Origin of the sequence: Arthrobacter sp. SPG23 (genome assembly GCF_000876655.1) — a bacterium.
In the GTDB taxonomy this organism is placed as follows: Bacteria; Actinomycetota; Actinomycetes; order Actinomycetales; family Micrococcaceae; genus Arthrobacter.
Window position 1 is genome coordinate 62184 of record NZ_JYCN01000021.1, and the last position, 20336, is coordinate 82519.

Genomic DNA, 20336 nt, shown 5'->3' on the forward strand with positions numbered 1-20336 from the left:
CTGCTCTCCTGTTTTCGTGATCATCGTTGTCACGATGACCGGGGTTTCTATCAGTTAAGTTGTGCTTGTCCGGTTAGCCGGCAAGCTGACGCTGGAGCTGGCCCAGGCGGGTAAGCAACGAAGCGTCAACCACTTCATCACCAACCTGGATCCGGATGCCACCGATCAGTGCCGGGTCAACGTTCATGTTGATCTTGAGCTCGCGCCCGTACAGGGCGTTCAGCCCTGCCTGCAGTCGGCTGGTCTGTGTCTCCGTCAGCGGACGGGTGACGTCGACCGTTGCGATCCAGCGCTGCTGGCGCTTGGCTGCAAGTTCAGCGAAACGACGCACAAGGCTGGTTGCCTTGAGGCCACGGGGCTGCGAAACTGCCTGTCCGATAAGGACTTTCGCTTCCTCGTTTGCATTGGGAACGAGCTTCTCGGCGAGGGCAGTCTTGGCAGCCGGGCTCGCCTGCGGCTCGGACAGAGCACGCTGTACCTCGTGGCTGGAATCAACGGCGTGGTTGAAGGCGAACAGATCGTTCTCCAGCGTTTCCAGTCCGGTGATTCCTGAGGCAGAGACGGCCGACTTGTTCTCAGCAACGGCAATTACCACCGAAGCGGCAAGAGTCTCGAGTGCATCGCCGATATCCCGAGCCGACGCCCAGCGTGAACCGGCCAGTCCGCTCGCAATTTCCGCAGCGTCGGTGGAGACTTTTCCACCGAAGAGCTGCTTGACCAGTGCCGACTTTTCGTCGCTGCTGCGGGACGGATCAGTCAGGGCACGGCGCAGGCCGGCCGAGCTGTCCACTGTTCCCAGGATTCCGAAGAGTTCCTTTGCCAACTGCAGCGAAGCGAAGGGAAGCTTGGCTTCCAACGCAACCAGCGCCGCGGTCAGCGATTCGCTCGATACACCTGCCATTACTTAGCTGCACCTGCGTTCTGGTTCTCCAGATCTGCCAGGAAACGGTCAACCACACGGGCTGCACGTGCATCATCGCTCAGTGACTCGCCGACGATGCGGCTTGCCAGGGTGGTGGCCAGCGTGCCGACTTCGGCGCGCAGCGACACAACGGCCGCCTGGCGCTCGGACTCGATCTGCGCGTGGGCGTGCGCGGTGATGCGGGCAGACTCTGCAGCTGCCTTTTCCTTCAGGTCCGCCAGGATCTGGGCGCCTTCTGCACGGGCTTCCTCGCGGATGCGGTTGGCTTCTGCACGGGCGTCGGTGAGCTGCTGCTTGTACTCTTCGAGTGCAGCAGAAGCCTCTGCCTGGGCCTTCTCGGCCTTGGCAATGCCACCTTCAATAGCCTCGGCACGCTCTGCGAACGTCTTCTCGAACATCGGGACAACGAACTTGACCACGATGTAAAAGAGGACAGCAAAGCCGGCCAGGACTACGCCCATTTCCCAAGGGTTGGGAACGAGCGGATTAGTGCCTTCGGTGGCGGCTGAGATGATCGTCTGATTCATATTTCACCCGTCCTTATCTACTCGGTTCTGGATGTTCGCTAGGTTCTAACGCTTAGGAGAGAACGAAAGCGAAGACCAGGCCGAGGATGGCGAGTGCTTCAGTCAGCGCGAGGCCGAGGAATGCGATCGGCTGCAGGACGCGCTGGGCTTCCGGCTGACGTGCCACACCATTGATGTAAGCCGCGAACACGAGACCCACACCGATACCACCGCCGATAGCGGAGAGGCCGTAGCCGATGAGGTTGAGGGAGCCGTTGATGGAGCCTTCCATTTTTCTTCCTTTCAAGATGCCACCCGTGTGGCAGGTTGTTTGGGTTGCTTCATCCCCGCGAAGGGGAAGTATGTGGGTGCCTAGTGGCTGTCCGCGTGCAGGGCGCCTTCGATGTAGATGGCAGTCAGCAGCGTGAAGACGTAAGCCTGCAGCGCCATGATCAGCGCTTCCAGCATGTACATGGCGATGGCGCCGACGAGTACCAGGACGGAAGTGCCCTTGAGGAGGACATTCTCCTGCATCACGAGGTACTCGATGCCGGATCCGGCAATCATCACGATCAGGTGTCCGGCCAGCATGGTGGCGAACAGACGGAGGCTGTGCGTGACGGGGCGGACCAGGAAGTTGGAGATGATCTCGATCGGAATAACGATCGGGAGAATGTAGACCGGCACGCCCGTGGGAACGGTGGCCAGCTTGAAGTACTTGATCCCGTTCTTCTTCACGCCGATGGCGATCCAGGTCAGGTAGACAATGGCCGCCAGCACATAGGCGCCGCCGACGTGCGAGAAGCTCGGCAGCTGGATCAGCGGGATGGCGCCGTAGATGTTGTTCACCAGGATGAAGAAGAAGAGGCTGAACAACAGCGGGACGTACTTCATGAAGTCCTTGCCGCCAATGATGTCCTTGGCGATGCTGTTGCGGACGAAGCCGTAAGCGGCCTCACCTGCAAACTGCAGTTTGCCGGGAACAAGCTGCTGCTTCCGCGCAGCTAGCAGAAAGAATGTAGCGATAATGACGACCGACAGGATTACCAGCAGCATCTGCTTGGAGAATCCGTCTGCCGCACCCCACGGCAGGATTGCCGGCAGGTGCATTTCTTCAATTCCAGGAGGATTGAACTCTCCTGAATCTTGGGCCGGGAGCGCAAGCGCGATCAACGCGTTTCCTCTCTGCAGTGTCCATCATTGGGCGTTGGTGAGGGTCCGGCGATCATCGTGTCCGCCCTTCCCCTTGTGAAATTGTTAGGCATTACTGTTCCTCGTCCTTGGACGGGCCGCTGGCTGCACTGTCTTCACCAGTTGACGTTCTGTTACTGGTGAGGCCGTGCATATGAGAAAGATAGAACCCTCCCGCAGCTCCAAGCAGAGCGCCTGCGAGCACAATCCAGCGGGTTCCCCACAGATAATCCAGACCCCACCCTATCAAACTCCAGACGATGATTCCGCCAATTATGTAGCTGAAGACGGCGATGCCGGCGTTGTATCCGCCGTCCCCGCCGTCGGAGGATACGCCGGCAGAACCTTGGGTGGTTTTGGGGATTTCCCGCATGTTTTTCCGCTTCGAATTACGGCTGCTCATCATTGCCGTCTTTCACGGGTTGGGGGTCGTTATAGATCCGGAGGCGCGCTTTGCTGAATCCATAGATCTCTGCTGCCTGCCAAAATACGACAGCCGTCACGGCGCCGATCAGGAACCAGCGGCCATGAAGCCAGTCGGGTGCGCCGATAACGAAGAGCACCAGGGCAAAACCCACAACTTTGACGAAGTAGGTGACGACGAAAACCCCGATGGCACCCGACGGATTGTTCCGCCCGACGAAATGGCCAACCAGGAGGCTGATTCCGAAGAAGGCCATCACCAGGAGGCCGCCGAAAGTGCTGGAGAGCACTCCGCCGGTCCCGTTGAGCAGCGCGGCCGGTATGCCGGCGAGCACCAGGCCGGCCGAGGCCGCAGCTGCGCTCAGCTTCAGAAGCCCCAGCCACAGTGACTTTGTGGGGCCGGAGACACCAACGGGTCCGTTGCCGGATCTGTGTCCGGGTTCGGCGTTGGAGGTCATGAGATCCCAATCGTCGTGTACTGCGGGCTGGCAAGGGAGGGTGCGGCGAAGAGCTGCACTGAAATTCTACATGAGATAGAAATTATTCGGAAAAGGGTGTCCAAAGGTCACTCCTGCCCCGCCGCTTCCGCTTCCGCTTCTGCTTCCGCTTCCGACCTTGGCCCCGCGCCGGGCGCCTTGTCGCGGAGGTACGGCCATGCGGTCACCACGGCCATGATGGCGGCCGCCACCGCGTCCACGGCCAGCACCGTCTGCCACGGGAAGATTGCGAAGGCGAGTCCGCCGAATGCCAGGACGCAGGTCCAGGCATACATCAGGAGGACGGAGGCCCGGTGGGAGTAGCCGATGTCCATCAGCTTGTGGTGCAGGTGTCCGCGGTCGGCTGACCAGGGCGACCGGCCCACCGCTGTGCGGCGAACGACAGCCAGGGAAAGGTCCAGCAGCGGCAGGAACAGTACTGCGAAGGGCAGCAGGATGGGGATGATCGTGGGAATACCGTTGGCGCGGTCGTAGAGGCCCGAGGTGATCTGTCCGGTGGACACGATGCCTGCGGAGGCCAGCAGGAGTCCGATCAGCATGGCGCCGGAGTCGCCCATGAAGATCTTTGAGGGGAACCAGTTATGCGGCAGGAAGCCCACGCAACTGCCCACCACCACCGCGGTCAGGAGCGTCGCCAGATCCGAATAGTCGAGCAGCACGGCCGACCTGTGCACCCAGTACGCGGTGAGGAAAAACGCCGCCCCGCCGATGATGGCGACGCCGGCGGCCAGCCCGTCCAGCCCGTCGATGAAGTTGAAGGCGTTCATGGTGGTCACGATCAGCCCGGCGGTAAGGACGATGCGGACAATCTCGTTCTCGAGGAGGATTGGCTCCGGCACAAAGGGAACGATCGTCATCCGGACGCCCCAGATCGCCACCACCATGGCTGCCGCGCTTTGGCCGATCAGCTTCACCCACCACCGCAGGTCCAGCAGGTCGTCGGCGAGGCCCACGATGACGATCAGCGTGGCGCCGGCAAGGACCCCCCATGGGGAAGCGTTGCCGCGGAAGATGTCCTTGACGAAGAATGACTGGCTCGCCACGACCAGCGCCACCAGGAATCCGGCATATATCCCCAGGCCTCCCAGCCTGGAGACCTTGTGCGAGTGGGTGTCGCGGCTGCGGATCGGCGAGAAGAGTTCGAGCCTGTTGCCCAGCAGCCGGGCGCCCCAGGTTGCGGCGAACGAGACGCCTGCCGCGGTCAGCATCATGAGCAGGTACATGATCATGGGGAAACCACCTTCCCCGCACCGGCAGCGGAACCAACCCCGGGCAGCGTGTATCCCCGCGGCCCGGTCAGTGCCGGGTGGCAGGGAAGGTTAGGGTGCGATTGCTGTGGAACTGACTTTCGATAAATGAAACTTCTCCGTCGCCGTGCGCGCGGCAGGCAGTGCGTAGTGCCTGACAGGGCTGTATTACAGTGGACTCTAGTCAAGATACTAATGCCAACGGCTTGCTGGCTTCGCGTCACACGGCCCACTGCCGGCGGGAAAACCACCGGCAGCCGTGTTGAAAGGAACCAGCAATGTCCCTGTCGGTTGCAGTTGCCGCCGTGACGTTCGACCGTCCCCGTGAGCTCGCTGTTCTGCTTGATGCCATCAATAGGCAGACCGCTCCGGTCCGTTCCATTTGCCTGGTGGACAGCGGCACCGTGCCTGCCAAAGACGTGGCGGACCAGCACTCCAACGTGGACTACGTCCGGTCGGAAGCGAACCTTGGCGGCGCCGGCGGCTTCTCCCTGGCTATCCTCAAGGCGGTGGCCAGCGGCGCTGACTGGATCTGGATGATGGACGACGACGCCGAGCCCGGCGATCCGGAGTGCCTCGCCACGCTGCTCCGCGAGGCCGAGGCACGCGGCCTGGATGCCGTGGTTCCGCTCGTTGCCGCGCCGGGCCACCCGGACCGGCTGTCCTTTTTCTTCCGCCTCGACGGGAAAGTAACCCACGACCGCGCGGAAGTGGAGAAGCTCGGTTTCCTGCCCGACGACGGCCACTTCTTCAACGGCGCGCTGATCCGGTCGGACGTCTTCTTCAAGGTGGGATTGCCCGACATGCGGCTCTTCATCCGCGGGGACGAGGTGGACTTCACCATCAGGCTCCGGAAGGCGGGCATCCGCTTTGGCACGGTGACCACCACGGCCATTACGCACCCCCACGCTTTTGCCGAGACACAACACGTTTTCGGTGCGCGGTGGCACGTCATTGTTCCCGAGACCGCTTTCAAGCGCTATTACTACTACAGGAACCGCGGATACCTGATCCGCCGCCATTTCCGGGTGAAGTCGCTCGTGGCGGACGTGGGAGGCTACCTCGGCTACTTCCTGCGCCGCGGCGACTTCCGCGGCCTTGCTGATTGGTTCCGGGCATTTTCCACCGGACTCCGGGGCAAGGGCTTCGCTCCCCTGAAGGACCAGAAGTTCTAGCCGGGCGGCGGGCCCTAGCGGTTTGACCTGAGGCGCCGGCGGACCAGAAGCGCAAGGAGCACCCAGGGCTCGCCGAAAACGCGATAGGCAACCCTGCGCGGATGGAGCATGAGCCGCCAGGCCCATTCCAGTCCCAGGCGGCCCAGCCAGCGCGGAGCCAGCTTCTGGATTCCGGCAATCTGTTCGATCGCACCTCCCACAGCGCAGTACACGGCGGGGGGAAGGGCGGGAAGCCTCCGGCGGAGGACCATTTCCTGCAGCGGCATGCCCAGCCCGAGGAGTACCAGCTGCGGACGCAGCTCCTGCAGCCAGGCCACAGCTTCGCTCTCCAGGGCACTGTTCCAGCCTTCGCCGGGCATGCCGGACACCTTGGCGTTCGGCACGATCCCGGCCAGGCGTGCCACGGCCCTGGCATTCGCCTCCGCTCCGGCGCCGATCACGGCAATTCGTTCAAGCCCGTCGACATTTCCGAGGGCAGGTATCCAGTCAGTGGAGCCCAGCCGGTAGTCCATCACGGGACCGTCGGCCTCCCCCGATCTTCCCCAGAGCCACAGGACGGGTGCGCCGTCGAGCAGCACCACGTCACTGTCTTCGTAGAGGGCACGGAATTCCGGATCCGAATGGAAGAGCGTCACGCTGTGCAGGTTGTGGCCCACCACCGTCCGGGTGCCGCCGTCGGCCACAAAGCGGTTGAGCATGGCCGTCATCCCGGAGACGGTCAGTGGCGTTGCATCAACGCCGAGGACAGGAATGTGCTGCCGGGTGAGGATCATTCGGCGCCGGGCTCCGTCACTGCGCCGGCTTCGGCTGGCCTTTCGGCCGCCGGGGCATCAGCCGCCGGGACGTCGGCCGCATTACCGTCAATGTCCAGAAGTTCCGGAACGACCTCGCGAAGCCTTTCCAGGGAGATGGCGCCTTGGCGGACCACCCTGAGGGGCAGGGCGGTGGCGTCAACGATGGTGGACGGAAGGGCATCCGCGTTCTCCTCGCCTTCCGGGCGCAGTCCCCCCTCGAGGTAGACCTCCACGGATTCGGCGAGCTGGGTCATGGCGTCGGCGGCGGTGCGGGCTGCCGGCTGGCCGGTGCGGTTCGCTGAGGAAACCGCCAGGGGCCCGGTCAGCGTCAGCAGGTCCTGCGCGACGTCGTCGGCCGGCATCCGCAACGCAACAGTGCCCTTGGTCTCGCCCAGGTCCCAGTCCAGCGACGGCTGCGCATGGAAAATCATGGTGAGTCCGCCCGGCCAGAATGCTTCGGCAAGCTTGCGGGCCTCGGCCGGAACGTCCGTTGCCAGCCCGTCCAGGGCATTGAGCCGCGGAATCAGGACGGGCGGCGGCATCTTCCGGCTGCGGCCCTTGGACGCGAGCAGCATGGTGACGGCCTGGGGCGAGAACGCGTCAGCACCGATGCCATAAACCGTGTCTGTAGGGAACACCACGCATTTGTGTTGGCGGATGGCCCGCTGGGCGTTCTCCAGCCCTTCAGCCCGCTGGTCAGCTGCCGTGCAGTCGTAGGTTGTGGTCACTGGCCTATTCTTTCATCACTTCATGCACTGATCCGCATCCACCGATCCGTGCCGTTTACTGGACTCTGCCGACTATCGGTCCGACGGGGCGGCCAGGACGGCACTGGTGGCGCGTTCCCTGCCGTTGAGGTCCCGGTGCGTTGCCACGTCGGACCAGATACCGGAATTCTTCAGCATGGCAGCGATCCACGTTGCCTGGACTTCGGCGTGTTCCATCACGAAGTAGCCGCCGGGAACCAGCAGCCGGGCTGCAGACGCTGCCGCCGCCGTCGGGAGCTCCATGCCGTCCGCTCCCCCGCCATACAGCGCCTCGGGAGGATCGTGCAGCGCCACTTCGGGTTCATTGGGGATTGCTTCCGCGGGAATGTACGGCGGGTTGGAGACGACGACGTCGAACGTTCCGTTGTGTTCAGGCAGTGCGTCACGCAGGTCCCCCCTGAGGAGCGTGACGCCGAGCGGCCGCAGGTTCCGTTCGGCCCAGGCGTGCGCAAACTCGCTGAACTCGACGGCGTAGACGTCCGCGCCTGGGACTTCGAGGGCGATGGAGCCGGCGATGGCACCCGAGCCGGTGCCCAGATCCACCACTTTCAGGCGTTTGCCGCCGGGCCCGTCGCGGTCCCTGTCCTTGAGCCAATCGATGACCAGCTGGACCACGGACTCGGTTTCCGGCCGGGGAATGAAGACCCCCGGGCCCACGGCAAGCTGCAGGTAGCGGAAGTGGGCCACGCCGGTGATGTGCTGCAGAGGCACCCGCCGCGCGCGTTCGGCCACCAGTTCAGCGTAGCCCTCGGGCGCAGGGGAATCGCCCAGGAGCATGGCGCGGAGCCTGCCGAGGCCGACACCCAGGAGGTGGTCCGCCAGGAGTTCCGCGTCCACGCGCGGGCTGGGAACTCCGGCGTCGGCCAGGAGGGAGGTTGCCTCGCGGACGGCCTCGGCCAGGCTCAGTCCTGTTCCTCGTGTCATCAAGCGACCAGCCGGGGCTATTCGCCGATGGCGTCCAGGCGGGCCTGTTCGTCCATCTCGATGGCCGACTGGATGACCGGCTCCAGGTCGCCGTTCATGACCTGGTCCAGGTTGTAGGCCTTGTAGCCGGTGCGGTGGTCCGCGATCCGGTTCTCCGGGTAGTTGTAGGTGCGGATGCGCTCTGAGCGGTCCATGGTGCGGATCTGCGATTTGCGCTGGGCTGAGTTTTCCGCGTCGATCTGCTCCTGCTGGTGAGCGAGGATGCGGGCACGGAGCACACGCATGCCGGCTTCACGGTTCTGCAGCTGGGACTTCTCGTTCTGCATGGCCACCACGATTCCGGTGGGAAGGTGGGTGATGCGGACCGCGGAGTCGGTGGTGTTGACGGACTGTCCGCCGGGGCCCGAAGACCGGTAGACGTCGATCTTAAGGTCGTTCTGGTTGATCTCCAGTTCCTCGGGCTCGTCCACTTCGGGAAGAACCAGCACGCCGGCGGCCGAGGTGTGGATGCGCCCCTGGGATTCCGTCACGGGGACGCGCTGCACGCGGTGCACGCCGCCCTCGAACTTGAGCCTGGCGTAGACGCCTTCGGCCGGATCGTTGGAGTTGCCCTTGACGGCCATCTGGACATCCTTGTAGCCTCCAAGGTCCGATTCCGTGGCCGAGATGAGCTCCGTCTTCCAGCCGCGCGATTCCGCGTACCGGGTGTACATCCGCAGCAGGTCCGCAGCGAAGAGTGCAGCTTCGTCGCCGCCTTCGCCGCCCTTGACCTCAAGGATCACGTTACGGGCGTCGTCCGGGTCCCGCGGGATCAAAAGCCGGCGCAACTTGGCGGCAGCCGTCTCCAGCGAAGCCTCCAGCTCCGGCACCTCCGCGGCAAACTCGGGGTCCTCGTCCGCCATTTCCTTGGCAGCCGCCAGGTCGTCGCGGATGCTTTCCCAACGGTGGTAGGCCTCCACGATGCCGTTCAACTGCGCAGAACGCCGCCCCAGTTTCCGGGCAAGCTTCTGGTCAGCATAAACAGCAGGATCCCCCAGCTGCGCCTGGATAGCATCATGCTCATCCAACAGGCCCTGTACGGACTCAAACATATTCAAAACCTCTTTCGACTCTTGGAAGTCTAGTTTCCCGGGACTTAACGACAAACCGCCCAAAGTGTGCCGACCACAGGGTCGGCACACTTTGAGCGGTGTACGTAGCTACTTGTCGTTATCCGACTTCGCACCAAGCGTCGTCTTCTGGACCTGCATGAGGAACTCGACGTTGCTCTGGGTCTCCCGGATCTTGTTGGTCAGCAGCTCAAGGCTCTGCTGCGTTTCGAGTCCGGAGAGGACGCGGCGCAGCTTCCACATGATCTTGACTTCCTCGGGGGAAAGCAGGTTCTCTTCGCGGCGGGTACCGGACGCGTTGACGTCCACTGCCGGGAAGATGCGCTTGTCCGCGAGCTGGCGGGACAGGCGCAGTTCCATGTTGCCGGTTCCCTTGAACTCTTCGAAGATGACCTCGTCCATCTTGGAGCCGGTCTCGACGAGCGCGGTGGCCAGGATGGTGAGCGAGCCGCCGTTTTCGATGTTGCGGGCTGCACCGAAGAAGCGCTTCGGCGGGTACAGCGCTGCCGAGTCGACGCCACCGGACAGGATGCGGCCGGAAGCCGGCGCCGCCAGGTTGTAAGCACGGCCCAGTCGGGTCATCGAGTCGAGGAGAACCACAACGTCCATGCCCATTTCCACGAGGCGCTTGGCGCGTTCGATGGAGAGCTCGGCCACGGTGGTGTGGTCGTCGGCGGGGCGGTCGAAGGTGGAGGCAATGACCTCACCCTTGACGGTGCGCTGCATGTCCGTGACTTCTTCGGGGCGTTCGTCAACGAGCACCATCATGAGGTGGACCTCAGGATTGTTGGTGGTGATGGCGTTGGCGATGGACTGCAGGATGAGCGTCTTGCCGGCCTTCGGCGGGGAGACGATCAGGCCGCGCTGGCCCTTGCCGATCGGGGCAACCAGGTCGATGACGCGGGGGCCGATCTTCTTGGGGTCCGTCTCGAGGCGCAGGCGCTCGGAAGGGTACAGCGGAACCAGCTTCGCGAATTCGACGCGGTCCTTGAGTTCCTCGGGGGTCTTGCCGTTGACCGAGGTGACGCGGACCAGGGCGTTGAACTTCTGGCGGGCGGACTGCTGGCTGCGGTCCTCGCCTTCACGAGGTGCACGGATGGCTCCCACCACGGCGTCGCCCTTGCGCAGGTTGTACTTCTTGACCTGGGCGAGGGACACGTAGACGTCGTTCGGGCCCGGCAGGTAGCCGGAGGTGCGGATGAACGCGTAGTTCTCCAGCACGTCCAGGATTCCGGCCACGGGCAGCAGGACGTCGTCCTCGGTGACCTCGACGTCGTCGACGTCCGGCCCCTGGGCGCGTCCCCGGCGGCGGTCGTTCCGGTCGCGGAAGCGGTCGTTGCGCGAGTTGTCGCGGGTGTCCTGGCCGCCGGAGCGGTCATTGCGATCGTTGCGGTCACGACGGTTCCGGCGGTTGCGGCGGCTTCCGCCGTCCGAATCGTCGTTGTCGCGGGTGTTGTCACGGGTGTCGTCGCGGCGCGTTTCGCGGGCACCGGAGGTGTCGCCGCCGTCGCGGCCGCCACGGGTGCGGGTTGACTGGCGTTCGTTGCGCTGACCGGCGTCGGCTGTTTCGCCGCCCTGGTCCGCGCCGCGCTGTTCGCGCTGTTCGCCGGCACGCTGTTCGGTGCGCTGCTCGGCACCGCGCTGCTCGGTGCGCTGCTCGGCAGGCGCCTCGGCCTGCGCTTCGCCTTCGGCAACCGGGGCCTGGGCTGCCGCTTCACCGCGGCGGCGGTTGCGGGTGCGGGGCTGGCGGCGCTCGGCAGCTTCCGGTGCGGCTTCGGCCACGGCGGCGGGGCCGGCCTCGGGAGCGGACGGAGCCGCGGGGGCCTCGCCGGGTGCGGTTTCCGGGGCCGGAGCCTCGGTGGCGGGAGGGGTGATGACACCGTCGCTGCCTGCGCGGCGGCTGCGTCCGCGCCGGGCCCGGGTGCCTTCCTGGGCGGGTGCCTCGGCGGCTTCAGCTGCAGGGGCGGCCGCTGCAGGTGCAGCTGCTGCCGGAGCGGTTGCCCGTGCCGAGATGTTTTCGCCGGACTTCTCGGCGCCCTTGGCCGGAGCCTTGGTGGCTGGAGTTCCCGCACGATGGGCGGAAATGGCGGTCACCAGATCGCCCTTGCGCATGCGGGATCCGCCGGAGATACCCAGCTGGCTGGCGAGAGCCTGCAGCTGGGCGAGCTTAAGGCCGGCAAGGCCGCTGCTCTTGGCGGGTGCTGCCGACAACTCGGTAGCAGAAGATGTGTCCACAGCTGGAGACAGCTCAGTGGTTTCGGTCACGAAGGATCCTTCCCCCTCGACGGCGTCCAGACTGGGAGCTGGACGCGATGATTTGATCTGGGCTGCAGTTCAGATCTGCAGCCGGATTTCGGCCTTGCCGGATGGAATTTCGGCCAGCAGGGCCGGATACTGATACGCCTCGAACACTCCAACAGAGACCGGAATGGCGGACTGACGGTTCAGGGGTGCAGAGAGATTCTGCAGATTCCTGCGACAGACCAAGCAGGCGGCACCGGAGACTATTGCGCAGTTGAAGATCAGAGCAGCAAACGACCAGACAGGCGCCGTGGCCAACATCGGGTTCTTTTGACTGCGTGTTCTGGTACTTGCAACTAACTGCCTGCGGGATTACCGCCGGTGCACTCCCACTTTAGCACCTTCGACGTCCACCGCCAGCTTCATCACGCGCCATCCCACGTCCGGCGTGTTGGCCCGGGTATAGGCCTCGATGAAGTCCACCACGGCCGCTGCCTCCGTTTCGCCGTTGGCGAGCACCAGCACGGTCGGCCCGGCGCCGGAAACGACGGCAGCGCGTCCTGCGTAGCGCAGTGCGCGGATCAGGTCCGCGCTGGGGCGCATGGCCTCCGCGCGGTAGCTCTGGTGGAGGTAGTCTTCCGTGCCGGCCAGCAGGAATTCCGGTTTGCTGGTGAGTGCATGGATGAGCAGGGCAGCCCGGCCGGAGTTCATCGCGGCCGCATGATGGCCCACCGACGCCGGCAGGAGCGCGCGCGCGGCTTCGGTGGACAGCTCGTAGTCGGGAACTGCTACGACGGGAATCACTGAATCCGCGACGGTGGCGCAGGTGCTGCTGTACTGGTCACTGTCCTGCCATGACAGCGCCAGCCCGCCGAAAATGGCCGGTGCGACGTTGTCAGGATGGCCTTCCATTTCACTGGTGAGCTGCAGGATCCAGTCCTTGCCGCGGCGCGAGGGCTCCGGAACCAGGGCATTCGCCGCCGTCACGGCTGCCACCACGGCCGAAGCCGAGGAACCCAGGCCGCGGCCGTGCGGGTTGACGTTGTCGGCAGTGATCCTCAGGCCCTCGTGCCGGAAACCGAGCCGGTGCAGTGCCTCGGTGATGGCCCTGACCACCAGGTGGCTCGCATCGCGCGGGAGCGTTTCCGCACCTTCGCCGCGGAGTTCGAACTCCAGCTCCCCGCTGCCAAGGGTTTCCACGGTCAAGGTGTCGTACAGCGAAAGGGCCAGGCCCAGGCTGTCGTATCCGGGTCCGAGGTTGGCACTGGTGGCAGGCACGCGGACGGTCACCAGCTGCCCGGCCTGGACTGCCGGCGCGCCTGCCGCAGACTCGGCCGGGACGGTAAGGGTGGTTTCCAAGGCTATTTTTCTTCCAGGCCCAGCTCGGCAGCCACGGTGACCACATCGTTGGACACCTTGACGGGCTGGACATCGCTGCCGTCCTCGGTACGCAGCGCCCACTGCGGGTCCTTCAGGCCATGTCCGGTCACGGTGATCACGATGGTCTTGCCGGTAGGCACCTGCCCTGCGGCATGCTTCTTGATCAGGCCGGCAACGCCGGCGGCAGAACCGGGTTCAACGAAGACGCCTTCCTTCGCGGACAGCCAGCGGTGCGCTGCCAGGATTTCGTCGTCGGTAACGGCTTCGATCAGCCCGCCCGATTCGTCACGGGCGGCGATGGCACCGTCCCAGGACGCGGGGTTCCCGATCCGGATGGCCGTAGCGATGGTGTCCGGCTCGGTGATGGGGTGGCCGGCGACGAAGGGTGCGGCCCCGGCGGCCTGGAAGCCCCACATCTGAGGCGTCCTGGTGGACACGGCAGGAAGGGTTCCGGCAGTGTCGGATTCGAACGGCGCCGAGTATTCCTTGTAGCCCTTCCAGTACGCGGTGATGTTGCCGGCATTCCCTACCGGAAGGACGTGGATGTCCGGGGCGTCACCGAGGGCATCCACAACTTCGAAGGCGCCGGTCTTCTGCCCCTGGATCCGGGCCGGGTTGACGGAGTTCACCAGGAACACGGGGTAGGACTCCCCCAGCTTCCGGGCGATGTCGAGGCAGTTGTCAAAGTTGCCGTCCACCTGCAGGAGGGTGGCGCCGTGGGCGATCGCCTGGCTCAGCTTGCCCATGGAAATCTTGCCCTCGGGGACCAGGACGGCGCATTTGAGGCCGGCTGCCGTTGCGTACGCCGCCGCGGACGCGGAAGTGTTGCCGGTGGAGGCGCACACCACGGCTTCGGCGCCGGAGGCCACCGCGGCCGTCATCGCCATGGTCATGCCCCGGTCCTTGAAGGAGCCGGTGGGGTTCATGCCTTCCACCTTGAGGTACACGGTGGAGCCGGTGAGCTCGGAGAGCTTCTGCGCGTGGACGAGCGGCGTGCCGCCCTCACCGAGGGTAATGACCTTGGTGCTTTCCGTTACGGGCAAACGATCAGCGTATTCGCGGATGACACCGCGCCATTGGTGAGCCACTTAGACTCCTTCTACCCGCAGTACGGATGTAACGGAATTGATGACGTCGAGGCCCTTCACGGCCTGGACGGTTGCTGCCAGTGCAGCTTCGGTTGCGCGGTGGGTGACGATCCGCAGTTCGGCCGATTCCACGTTGGAGTCGGCATCACGGTGGATGGTCTGGCGCATGATTTCGATGGACACGCCGTGCTCCGCGAACAGTTGTGCGATCTTTGCGAGCACGCCCGGCTGGTCGGCAACGTCGAGCCCGATGTAGTAGCTCGTGTTGACGGCGTCGATCGGCAGCGCGGGAACCTTGCCGATGGTGGTCTCGGTCTGCGCGGGTCCGCCCAGGACAATCCGGCGCGCCGCGGAGACGAGGTCGCCCAGCACGGCCGACGCCGTGGGAGTACCGCCGGCACCCTGGCCGTAGAACATCAGCTCGCCGGCGTTCTCGGCCTCCACGAACACGGCGTTGAAGGCGCCGTGGACGGCGGCCAGCGGGTGCTCGCGCGGCAGCAGGGTGGGGTGTACGCGGACCGACACGCCTTCGCTGCCGTCTGCAGCGGTCAGTTTCTCGGCGATGGCCAGCAGCTTGATGACGAACCCGGCGTCCTTGGCCGCGGCGATGTCCGCCGCGGTGACGCCGGTGATGCCTTCGCAGTGGACGTTTTCGAGGTCGAACCGGGTGTGGAAGGACAGCGAGGCGAGGATGGCGGCCTTGGCCGCGGCATCGAGGCCGCCGACGTCGGCCGTGGGGTCGGCCTCGGCGTAGCCAAGGCGCTGCGCCTCGGCCAGGGCATCGGAGAACTGGGCGCCCGTGGTGTCCATCTGGTCAAGGATGAAGTTGGTGGTGCCGTTCACGATGCCCAGCACCCGCGTGATGCGGTCGCCGGACAGGCTGTCGCGGATGGGGCGCAGGATGGGGATGGCGCCGGCCACCGCTGCCTCGTAGGACAGCTGGACGCCTGCCTTGTCCGCCGCTTCGTAGAGCGTGGGGCCGTCCTGGGCCAGGAGGGCCTTGTTGCCGGTGACCACGCAGGCGCCGTTCTGGATGGCGGCGAGGATCAGGGAGCGGGCAGGTTCGATGCCGCCCATCAGTTCGATGACGAGGTCGGCGTCCTTGACCAGGGTGTCTGCATCGGTGGTGAAGAGTTCCCGCGGCAGCTCGACGTCGCGGGGCGCGTCGATGGTGCGAACGGCGATGCCGGTCAGCTCCAGGCGGGCTCCGGTGCGGGCGGCCAGTGCGTCGGCGTCATCAATCAGAATCCGCGCCACCTGGGCCCCCACGTTGCCACAGCCCAGCAGGGCTACTTTCAGGGTTCGCAATTCAGTCATTCAGACTCCCATGTCGCGGTTCAGCAGATCTTGTTCGGTTTCCCCGCGGACAATCAGCCGGGCTGATCCGTCGCGCACAGCGACAACGCCCGGCCGGGCCAGATAGTTGTAGTTGCTGGACAGGGCCCAGCAGTAGGCGCCGGTCCCCGGTACAGCGAGCAGATCACCGGCTGCCACGTCCTCGGGCAGATATACATCTCTAACAACTATGTCGCCGCTCTCGCAATGTTTGCCCACTACGCGGGACAGCTGCGGGGCCGCGTCGGAGGTCCGGGACGCCACGATTGCCGAATAATCCGCGTCGTAGAGCACCGGGCGGGCGTTGTCGCTCATCCCGCCGTCCACCGACACATAGCGGCGCGGGTACGTAACGTTTTTTTCCGCATTTCCGGCGTCGGCAGCCGCAGCAGCGGCCGGCGCGTCCACGCGGACGGTCTTGAGTGTCCCCACCTCATAAAGGGTGAAGGTGGTGCTTCCCACGATGGCGCGTCCCGGTTCGATCGAGATCCGTGGGGCCGTGATGCCCAGTTCCGCGCAGGTGGAACGCACGACGGCGGCCATCGCCTGTGCGATCTCCGCGGGGGGCCTGGGGGTGTCCACCGGCGTGTAGGCGATGCCGTAGCCGCCGCCGAGGTCCAGTTCAGGCAGGACGACCGAGTACTTTTCCTGCATTGCAGCCAGGAAACGGAGCAGTTTCACCGCGGCCAGCGCGAAGCCGTCCGGTTCGAAGATCTGCGAGCCGATGTGGCAGTGCAGGCCGAGGAGCTCGATGCTGGGGTAACCCGTCGCCGCGGCCACCGCTTCTTCCGCCGCGGACAGGCCGGCCTGGTCCGTGGAGTCCTCTGCCATGGAGAGGCCGAATTTTTGGTCCTCATGGGCGGTGGCAATGAACTCGTGCGTGTGCGCGTGCACCCCGGGGGTGAGCCGCAGCATCACCTTGGCGGTTTCGCCGCGGGCGGACGCGATCTTGGCGACGCGTTCCAGCTCGGCAAGGCTGTCCACCACGATCCGGCCCAGCTTCATGTCCAAGGCACGGTGGATCTCGGCGTCGGACTTGTTGTTGCCGTGCAGGGCGACGTCGGCTCCGGGGATGCCGGCGCGGGCGGCGACGGCGAGTTCCCCGCCGGAGGCGGTGTCCAGCCGCAGGCCTTCCTCCTCCACCCAGCGGACCACGGCCGTGCACAGGAACGACTTCCCGGCGTAGTAGACGTCCACACCCCCGCAAATATCGGCGAACGCATCGTTGAAGGCGTCACTGAAGGCGCGGGCCCGGGCCCGGAAGTCGGTCTCACTCATCACGAACAGAGGCGTGCCGAACTCGCGTTGCAGCTCGCTGACCGGAATGCCGCCGATGGCAAGTTCGCCGGAGTCGTTCCGGGCAACGTCGGCGGCCCACATGGGTTCGTGCAGCGCGTTGAGGTCTGCCGGGACGGCGAGCCATTCGGGGGCGAGGGGGGACGCGTGGTTCAGGGAATTCCCGGTCATGGCGGTCACATCCGTTCCGGCGCCGAAACGCCCAGCAGTTCCAGTCCGTTTGCCAGCACCTGGCTGGTGGCGTCATTGAGCCACAGCCGGGTGCGGTTGACGTCGGTAATGGGCTCATCGCCCTGCGGCGCCACGCGGCAGGCGTCATACCAGCGGTGGTACGCGCCGGCAATGACCTCCAGGTGCCGGGCCACGCGGTGCGGTTCACGCAGCTCGGCGGCCTTGGCCACAATGGAGGGGTAGCTGCCCAGGTAGGACAGCAGCTCGTTCTCGGTGGCGTGGTCCAGGAGCGAGGCGTCGAACGCGTCTTTTCCATCAACACTGCGGTCCACGCCGGCGGCGACGGCGTTGCGGGCTGTGCCGCGGGACCGTGCGTGCGCGTACTGGACGTAGAACACCGGGTTCTCGTTGCTGTGCTTCTTCAGGAGCTCGGGGTCCAGGGTGAGCGGGGAATCCGCCGGGAAGCGCGCCAGCGAGTAACGGACGGCGTCCTTGCCGAGCCAGGAGATGAGGTCCTTGAGCTCGATGATGTTGCCCGCGCGCTTGGACAGCTTGGCGCCGTTCACTGACACGAGCTGGCCGATCAGCACCTCGATGTTGGCCTCGGGATCGTCCCCGGCGGCAGCGGCGATTGCCTTCAGCCGGTTGATGTAGCCGTGGTGGTCCGCTCCCAGCAGGTAGATCTTCTGGTCATAGCCGCGGTCCTTCTTGGAGAGGTAGTAGGCGGCATCCGCGGCGAAGTAGGTCGGTTCGCCGTTCGCGCGGATCATCACGCGGTCCTTGTCGTCACCGAAGTCCGTGGTGCGCAGCCAGACGGCGCCGCCGTCGTCGAACACGTGGCCCTGCTCGCGAAGGCGGGCAACGGCACTTTCGATGGCGCCGGCGTCGTGCAGTTCCTGCTCCGAGAAGTAGACGTCGAAGGCGACCCCGAAGTCGGCGAGGGTGTCCTTGATGTCCTTCATCTGCGCCTTGTACGCGGCTCCGCGGATCACCGGCAGCGCCGCGACGTCGGTCAGTTCCCGGATGTCCGGGTGCTCCGTCAGGACGTGGTGGCCCAGCTCGGAAATGTACTCGCCCGGGTAGCCGCCCTCGGGGACGCCGCGTCCGTGCAGGCGGGACAGCACGGAATGGGCGAAGACGTTCATCTGCGATCCGGCGTCATTGATGTAGTACTCGGCGGTGACTTTCGCGCCGGAGGCCCGAAGGACCCGGGCGATGGAGTCGCCCAGCGCCGCCCAGCGGGTGTGGCCGATGTGCAGCGGGCCGGTGGGGTTGGCGGAGACGAACTCCATGTTGACCACGTGGCCGGCGAGCGCCGAGTTGGTGCCGTACTCCGGACCGGCTTCAACGATTGCCTTGGCGAGTGCCCCCGCGGCCGCGGCGTCCACCGTGATGTTCAGGAAGCCCGGACCGGCGATGTCCACGGCCGAAACGCCGTCGATGCCCTTGAGCCGCGCGCTGAGGATGGTGGCGAATTCCCGGGGATTGACGCCGGCCTGCTTGGACAGCTGGAGGGCGATGTTGGTGGCCCAGTCTCCGTGGTCCCGGTTCTTGGGCCGCTCCACGCGCACCGCGTCCGGCACGGCTGATGCGGAAAGAGTGATTTCGCCGGCGGCGACGGCGTCTTTCAGGCAGGCGGATATGGCGAGGGAGAGTTCTTCGGGAGTCACGCTTCTAGCCTACCGGTGGCCCGCAAAAGCCGCGGAATCGGGGCACGCCATGACGGGGATAAAGCACCCGGGAGGGCATGGGCTTGGTCACAGGCTGAACCATTACGCTGATTCCAGCGTTGTCCATCCTGTAACGGCCCGACGGTTTCCTGCCCTGTCCCCTCCCCCGCGGCGCCGGAACTCCGTCGGCACACTTCCCACCCGCGACTACACGAATCGAGTCCCTGCATGAGCTTCCCGGTACGCAAGAGCCTCTTCGTCGGCATCGCCGGCATGTCCCTGATCGGCACCGTGTCCGGCTGCGCGCCGTCGGCCCAGGCCCCCGCAGCCCAGCAAGCTGCCACATCCGGTGCGGCGGCAAGCAGCACCCCCGTCGCCGGAGCGGCCGGCTACAAGGACGGCACGTACAGCGCCGACGGTAACTATGTCTCCCCCAACGGCACGGAAACCGTAGGGGTCGAGCTGACGCTTTCAGGCGGTACGGTGTCCGGCGTCAACATCACCCAGCATCCTTCCAACCCCAACACCCGGAAGTTCCAGGGCGAATTCGCCGGCGGTATTGCGGCGCAGATCGTGGGCAAGAAGCTGGATGAACTGAATGTCTCCAAGGTTGCCGGTTCCTCGCTCACCAGTGGCGGCTTCAACCAGGCTGTGGAGAAGATCAGGTCCGAGGCCCAGTAGCCAAGTACGGCCCACCACCAGTTCACCGCGTCAAGAGGAGATAACGTGCCGCACCCGGGCTGGGCAGCGTTCAGTTTCGACGGGATCGGAACCAGCTGGGAGATTTCAACGCCCGGCACCCTGGACGGCGGCCAGCGCCGCCGGCTGCTCGACGTGGTGGAGGAGTACGACGCCGCGTGGTCCCGTTTCAGGACTGACTCGACCGTGGCGCTGGCGGCCAGGGAGCCCGGCCGCTTCCGCATGCCGGAGGGCGCAGGCGCGCTGGGCCGCCTGTACCGGGTCCTGTACCGGCTGACGGACGGCGCCATGACGCCGCTGATTGGCGGCAGCCTGGAACAGCTGGGCTACGGCCCGGGGTATTCGCTCCGGTCCCGCGGAATCCCGCTGGCCGCACCGCGGTGGGACGACGTGCTGGACTGGCAGGACGCCGCGGTGACCACCACCGCTCCCGTGGTGCTGGACGTCGGTGCTGCCGGCAAGGGGCAGCTCGCAGACCTGCTTGCCGCGGAACTCCGGTCGCAGGGCGTCAGCGAACACTTCATCGACGCCAGCGGCGACCTCCTCAACTCCGGCCCCGCGCCGGTATCCGTCGGCCTGGAGCATCCGTATGATCCAGGCCGTGCCATTGGCATGATCAGCCTGGGCGAGGGAGCCCTGTGCGCCTCGGCAGCCAACCGCCGGGCCTGGGGCGACGGACTTCACCATGTGCTGGACGGCACCACGGGGACTCCGGTCAGGACAGTGGTTGCCACGTGGACGCTGGCCGGGAATGCCATGACGGCGGACGCCTTGGCCACGGCGTTGTTCTTCGTTTCGGGCAAGGCGCTTGAGCAGGATTTTGAGTTTTCCTGGCTTACGGTTTTTTCGGATGGAAGTGCCGCCTACTCGGCAGGTTTCGAAGGAGTGCTGTTCGAATGAG

General features: G+C 65.4%; 21 protein-coding genes. 3 read left to right on the plus strand and 18 right to left on the minus strand.

The annotated features are described in order from the left end of the window. Positions 1–73: 73 nt before the first annotated feature. The 7 genes from TV39_RS13555 to TV39_RS13585 form a co-directional block, all read right to left on the minus strand. Positions 74–901 (minus strand): F0F1 ATP synthase subunit delta, encoded by an 828-nt coding sequence (locus TV39_RS13555; protein WP_043482559.1) that lies wholly within the window; start codon positions 899–901, stop codon positions 74–76. After that, on the minus strand, positions 901–1449 hold the full coding sequence (locus TV39_RS13560) for a F0F1 ATP synthase subunit B (protein ID WP_011692450.1): 549 nt from the start codon (positions 1447–1449) through the stop codon (positions 901–903). Before TV39_RS13560 ends, TV39_RS13555 begins: the two co-directional genes overlap by 1 nt. 52 nt (positions 1450–1501) lie before the next feature. After that, complete coding sequence (gene atpE, locus TV39_RS13565; protein ID WP_011692451.1) at positions 1502–1720, minus strand: ATP synthase F0 subunit C; 219 nt, start codon at positions 1718–1720, stop codon at positions 1502–1504. An 80-nt stretch (positions 1721–1800) separates the two neighbouring features. Then, positions 1801–2601 carry a F0F1 ATP synthase subunit A gene (gene atpB, locus TV39_RS13570; RefSeq protein ID WP_043482560.1) on the minus strand — a complete coding sequence of 267 codons (801 nt, stop codon included), beginning with the start codon at positions 2599–2601 and terminating at the stop codon, positions 1801–1803. Between the two features lie 91 nt (positions 2602–2692). Further along, on the minus strand, positions 2693–2992 hold the full coding sequence (locus TV39_RS13575; protein ID WP_043482561.1) for a hypothetical protein: 300 nt from the start codon (positions 2990–2992) through the stop codon (positions 2693–2695). Positions 2993–3008: 16 nt separating this feature from the next. Next, positions 3009–3500 carry a hypothetical protein gene (locus tag TV39_RS13580; protein ID WP_043482562.1) on the minus strand — a complete coding sequence of 164 codons (492 nt, stop codon included), beginning with the start codon at positions 3498–3500 and terminating at the stop codon, positions 3009–3011. A gap of 107 nt (positions 3501–3607) precedes the next feature. Then, entirely contained in the window at positions 3608–4768 is a 1161-nt protein-coding gene (locus TV39_RS13585; RefSeq protein ID WP_043482563.1) for an MraY family glycosyltransferase, read from the minus strand. 296 nt (positions 4769–5064) lie between these two features. Between TV39_RS13585 and TV39_RS13590 the strand changes: the two genes are divergently transcribed. Next, positions 5065–5961: a glycosyltransferase gene (locus TV39_RS13590; RefSeq protein ID WP_043482564.1), complete on the plus strand. Its 897-nt coding sequence runs from the start codon at positions 5065–5067 to the stop codon at positions 5959–5961. A 14-nt stretch (positions 5962–5975) separates the two neighbouring features. Here TV39_RS13590 and TV39_RS13595 read toward each other — a convergent pair whose 3' ends face one another. The 11 genes from TV39_RS13595 to argS all read right to left on the minus strand — a co-directional run bounded on the left by TV39_RS13595 (position 5976) and on the right by argS (position 18736). Continuing rightward, positions 5976–6734 carry a WecB/TagA/CpsF family glycosyltransferase gene (locus TV39_RS13595; RefSeq protein ID WP_043482565.1) on the minus strand — a complete coding sequence of 253 codons (759 nt, stop codon included), beginning with the start codon at positions 6732–6734 and terminating at the stop codon, positions 5976–5978. After that, positions 6731–7483 (minus strand): L-threonylcarbamoyladenylate synthase, encoded by a 753-nt coding sequence (locus TV39_RS13600; protein WP_043482566.1) that lies wholly within the window; start codon positions 7481–7483, stop codon positions 6731–6733. Before TV39_RS13600 ends, TV39_RS13595 begins: the two co-directional genes overlap by 4 nt. 72 nt (positions 7484–7555) lie before the next feature. After that, positions 7556–8446: a peptide chain release factor N(5)-glutamine methyltransferase gene (prmC, locus tag TV39_RS13605; protein WP_043482567.1), complete on the minus strand. Its 891-nt coding sequence runs from the start codon at positions 8444–8446 to the stop codon at positions 7556–7558. A 17-nt stretch (positions 8447–8463) separates the two neighbouring features. Next, positions 8464–9537 carry a peptide chain release factor 1 gene (gene prfA, locus TV39_RS13610; protein ID WP_043482568.1) on the minus strand — a complete coding sequence of 358 codons (1074 nt, stop codon included), beginning with the start codon at positions 9535–9537 and terminating at the stop codon, positions 8464–8466. Between the two features lie 108 nt (positions 9538–9645). Continuing rightward, positions 9646–11820: a transcription termination factor Rho gene (gene rho, locus TV39_RS13615; RefSeq protein WP_043482569.1), complete on the minus strand. Its 2175-nt coding sequence runs from the start codon at positions 11818–11820 to the stop codon at positions 9646–9648. 69 nt (positions 11821–11889) lie between these two features. Continuing rightward, complete coding sequence (locus tag TV39_RS13620) at positions 11890–12117, minus strand: hypothetical protein (RefSeq protein WP_043482570.1); 228 nt, start codon at positions 12115–12117, stop codon at positions 11890–11892. A 51-nt stretch (positions 12118–12168) separates the two neighbouring features. Further along, positions 12169–13155 (minus strand): homoserine kinase, encoded by a 987-nt coding sequence (thrB, locus tag TV39_RS13625; RefSeq protein WP_043482571.1) that lies wholly within the window; start codon positions 13153–13155, stop codon positions 12169–12171. Between the two features lie 2 nt (positions 13156–13157). Beyond that, entirely contained in the window at positions 13158–14264 is a 1107-nt protein-coding gene (thrC, locus tag TV39_RS13630; protein WP_043482572.1) for a threonine synthase, read from the minus strand. After that, positions 14265–15581, minus strand: coding sequence for a homoserine dehydrogenase (locus TV39_RS13635; protein WP_043482573.1), 1317 nt, complete (start codon positions 15579–15581; stop codon positions 14265–14267). Further along, complete coding sequence (lysA, locus tag TV39_RS13640; protein WP_043482678.1) at positions 15582–17066, minus strand: diaminopimelate decarboxylase; 1485 nt, start codon at positions 17064–17066, stop codon at positions 15582–15584. A gap of 5 nt (positions 17067–17071) precedes the next feature. After that, positions 17072–18736 (minus strand): arginine--tRNA ligase, encoded by a 1665-nt coding sequence (gene argS / locus TV39_RS13645; protein ID WP_043482574.1) that lies wholly within the window; start codon positions 18734–18736, stop codon positions 17072–17074. 228 nt (positions 18737–18964) lie between these two features. On the opposite strand from argS, the gene TV39_RS13650 reads away from it, so the two are divergent. Further along, positions 18965–19417, plus strand: coding sequence for an FMN-binding protein (locus TV39_RS13650; protein ID WP_043482575.1), 453 nt, complete (start codon positions 18965–18967; stop codon positions 19415–19417). Between the two features lie 45 nt (positions 19418–19462). Further along, complete coding sequence (locus tag TV39_RS13655; RefSeq protein ID WP_043482576.1) at positions 19463–20335, plus strand: FAD:protein FMN transferase; 873 nt, start codon at positions 19463–19465, stop codon at positions 20333–20335. The last annotated feature ends 1 nt before the right edge of the window (position 20336 follow it).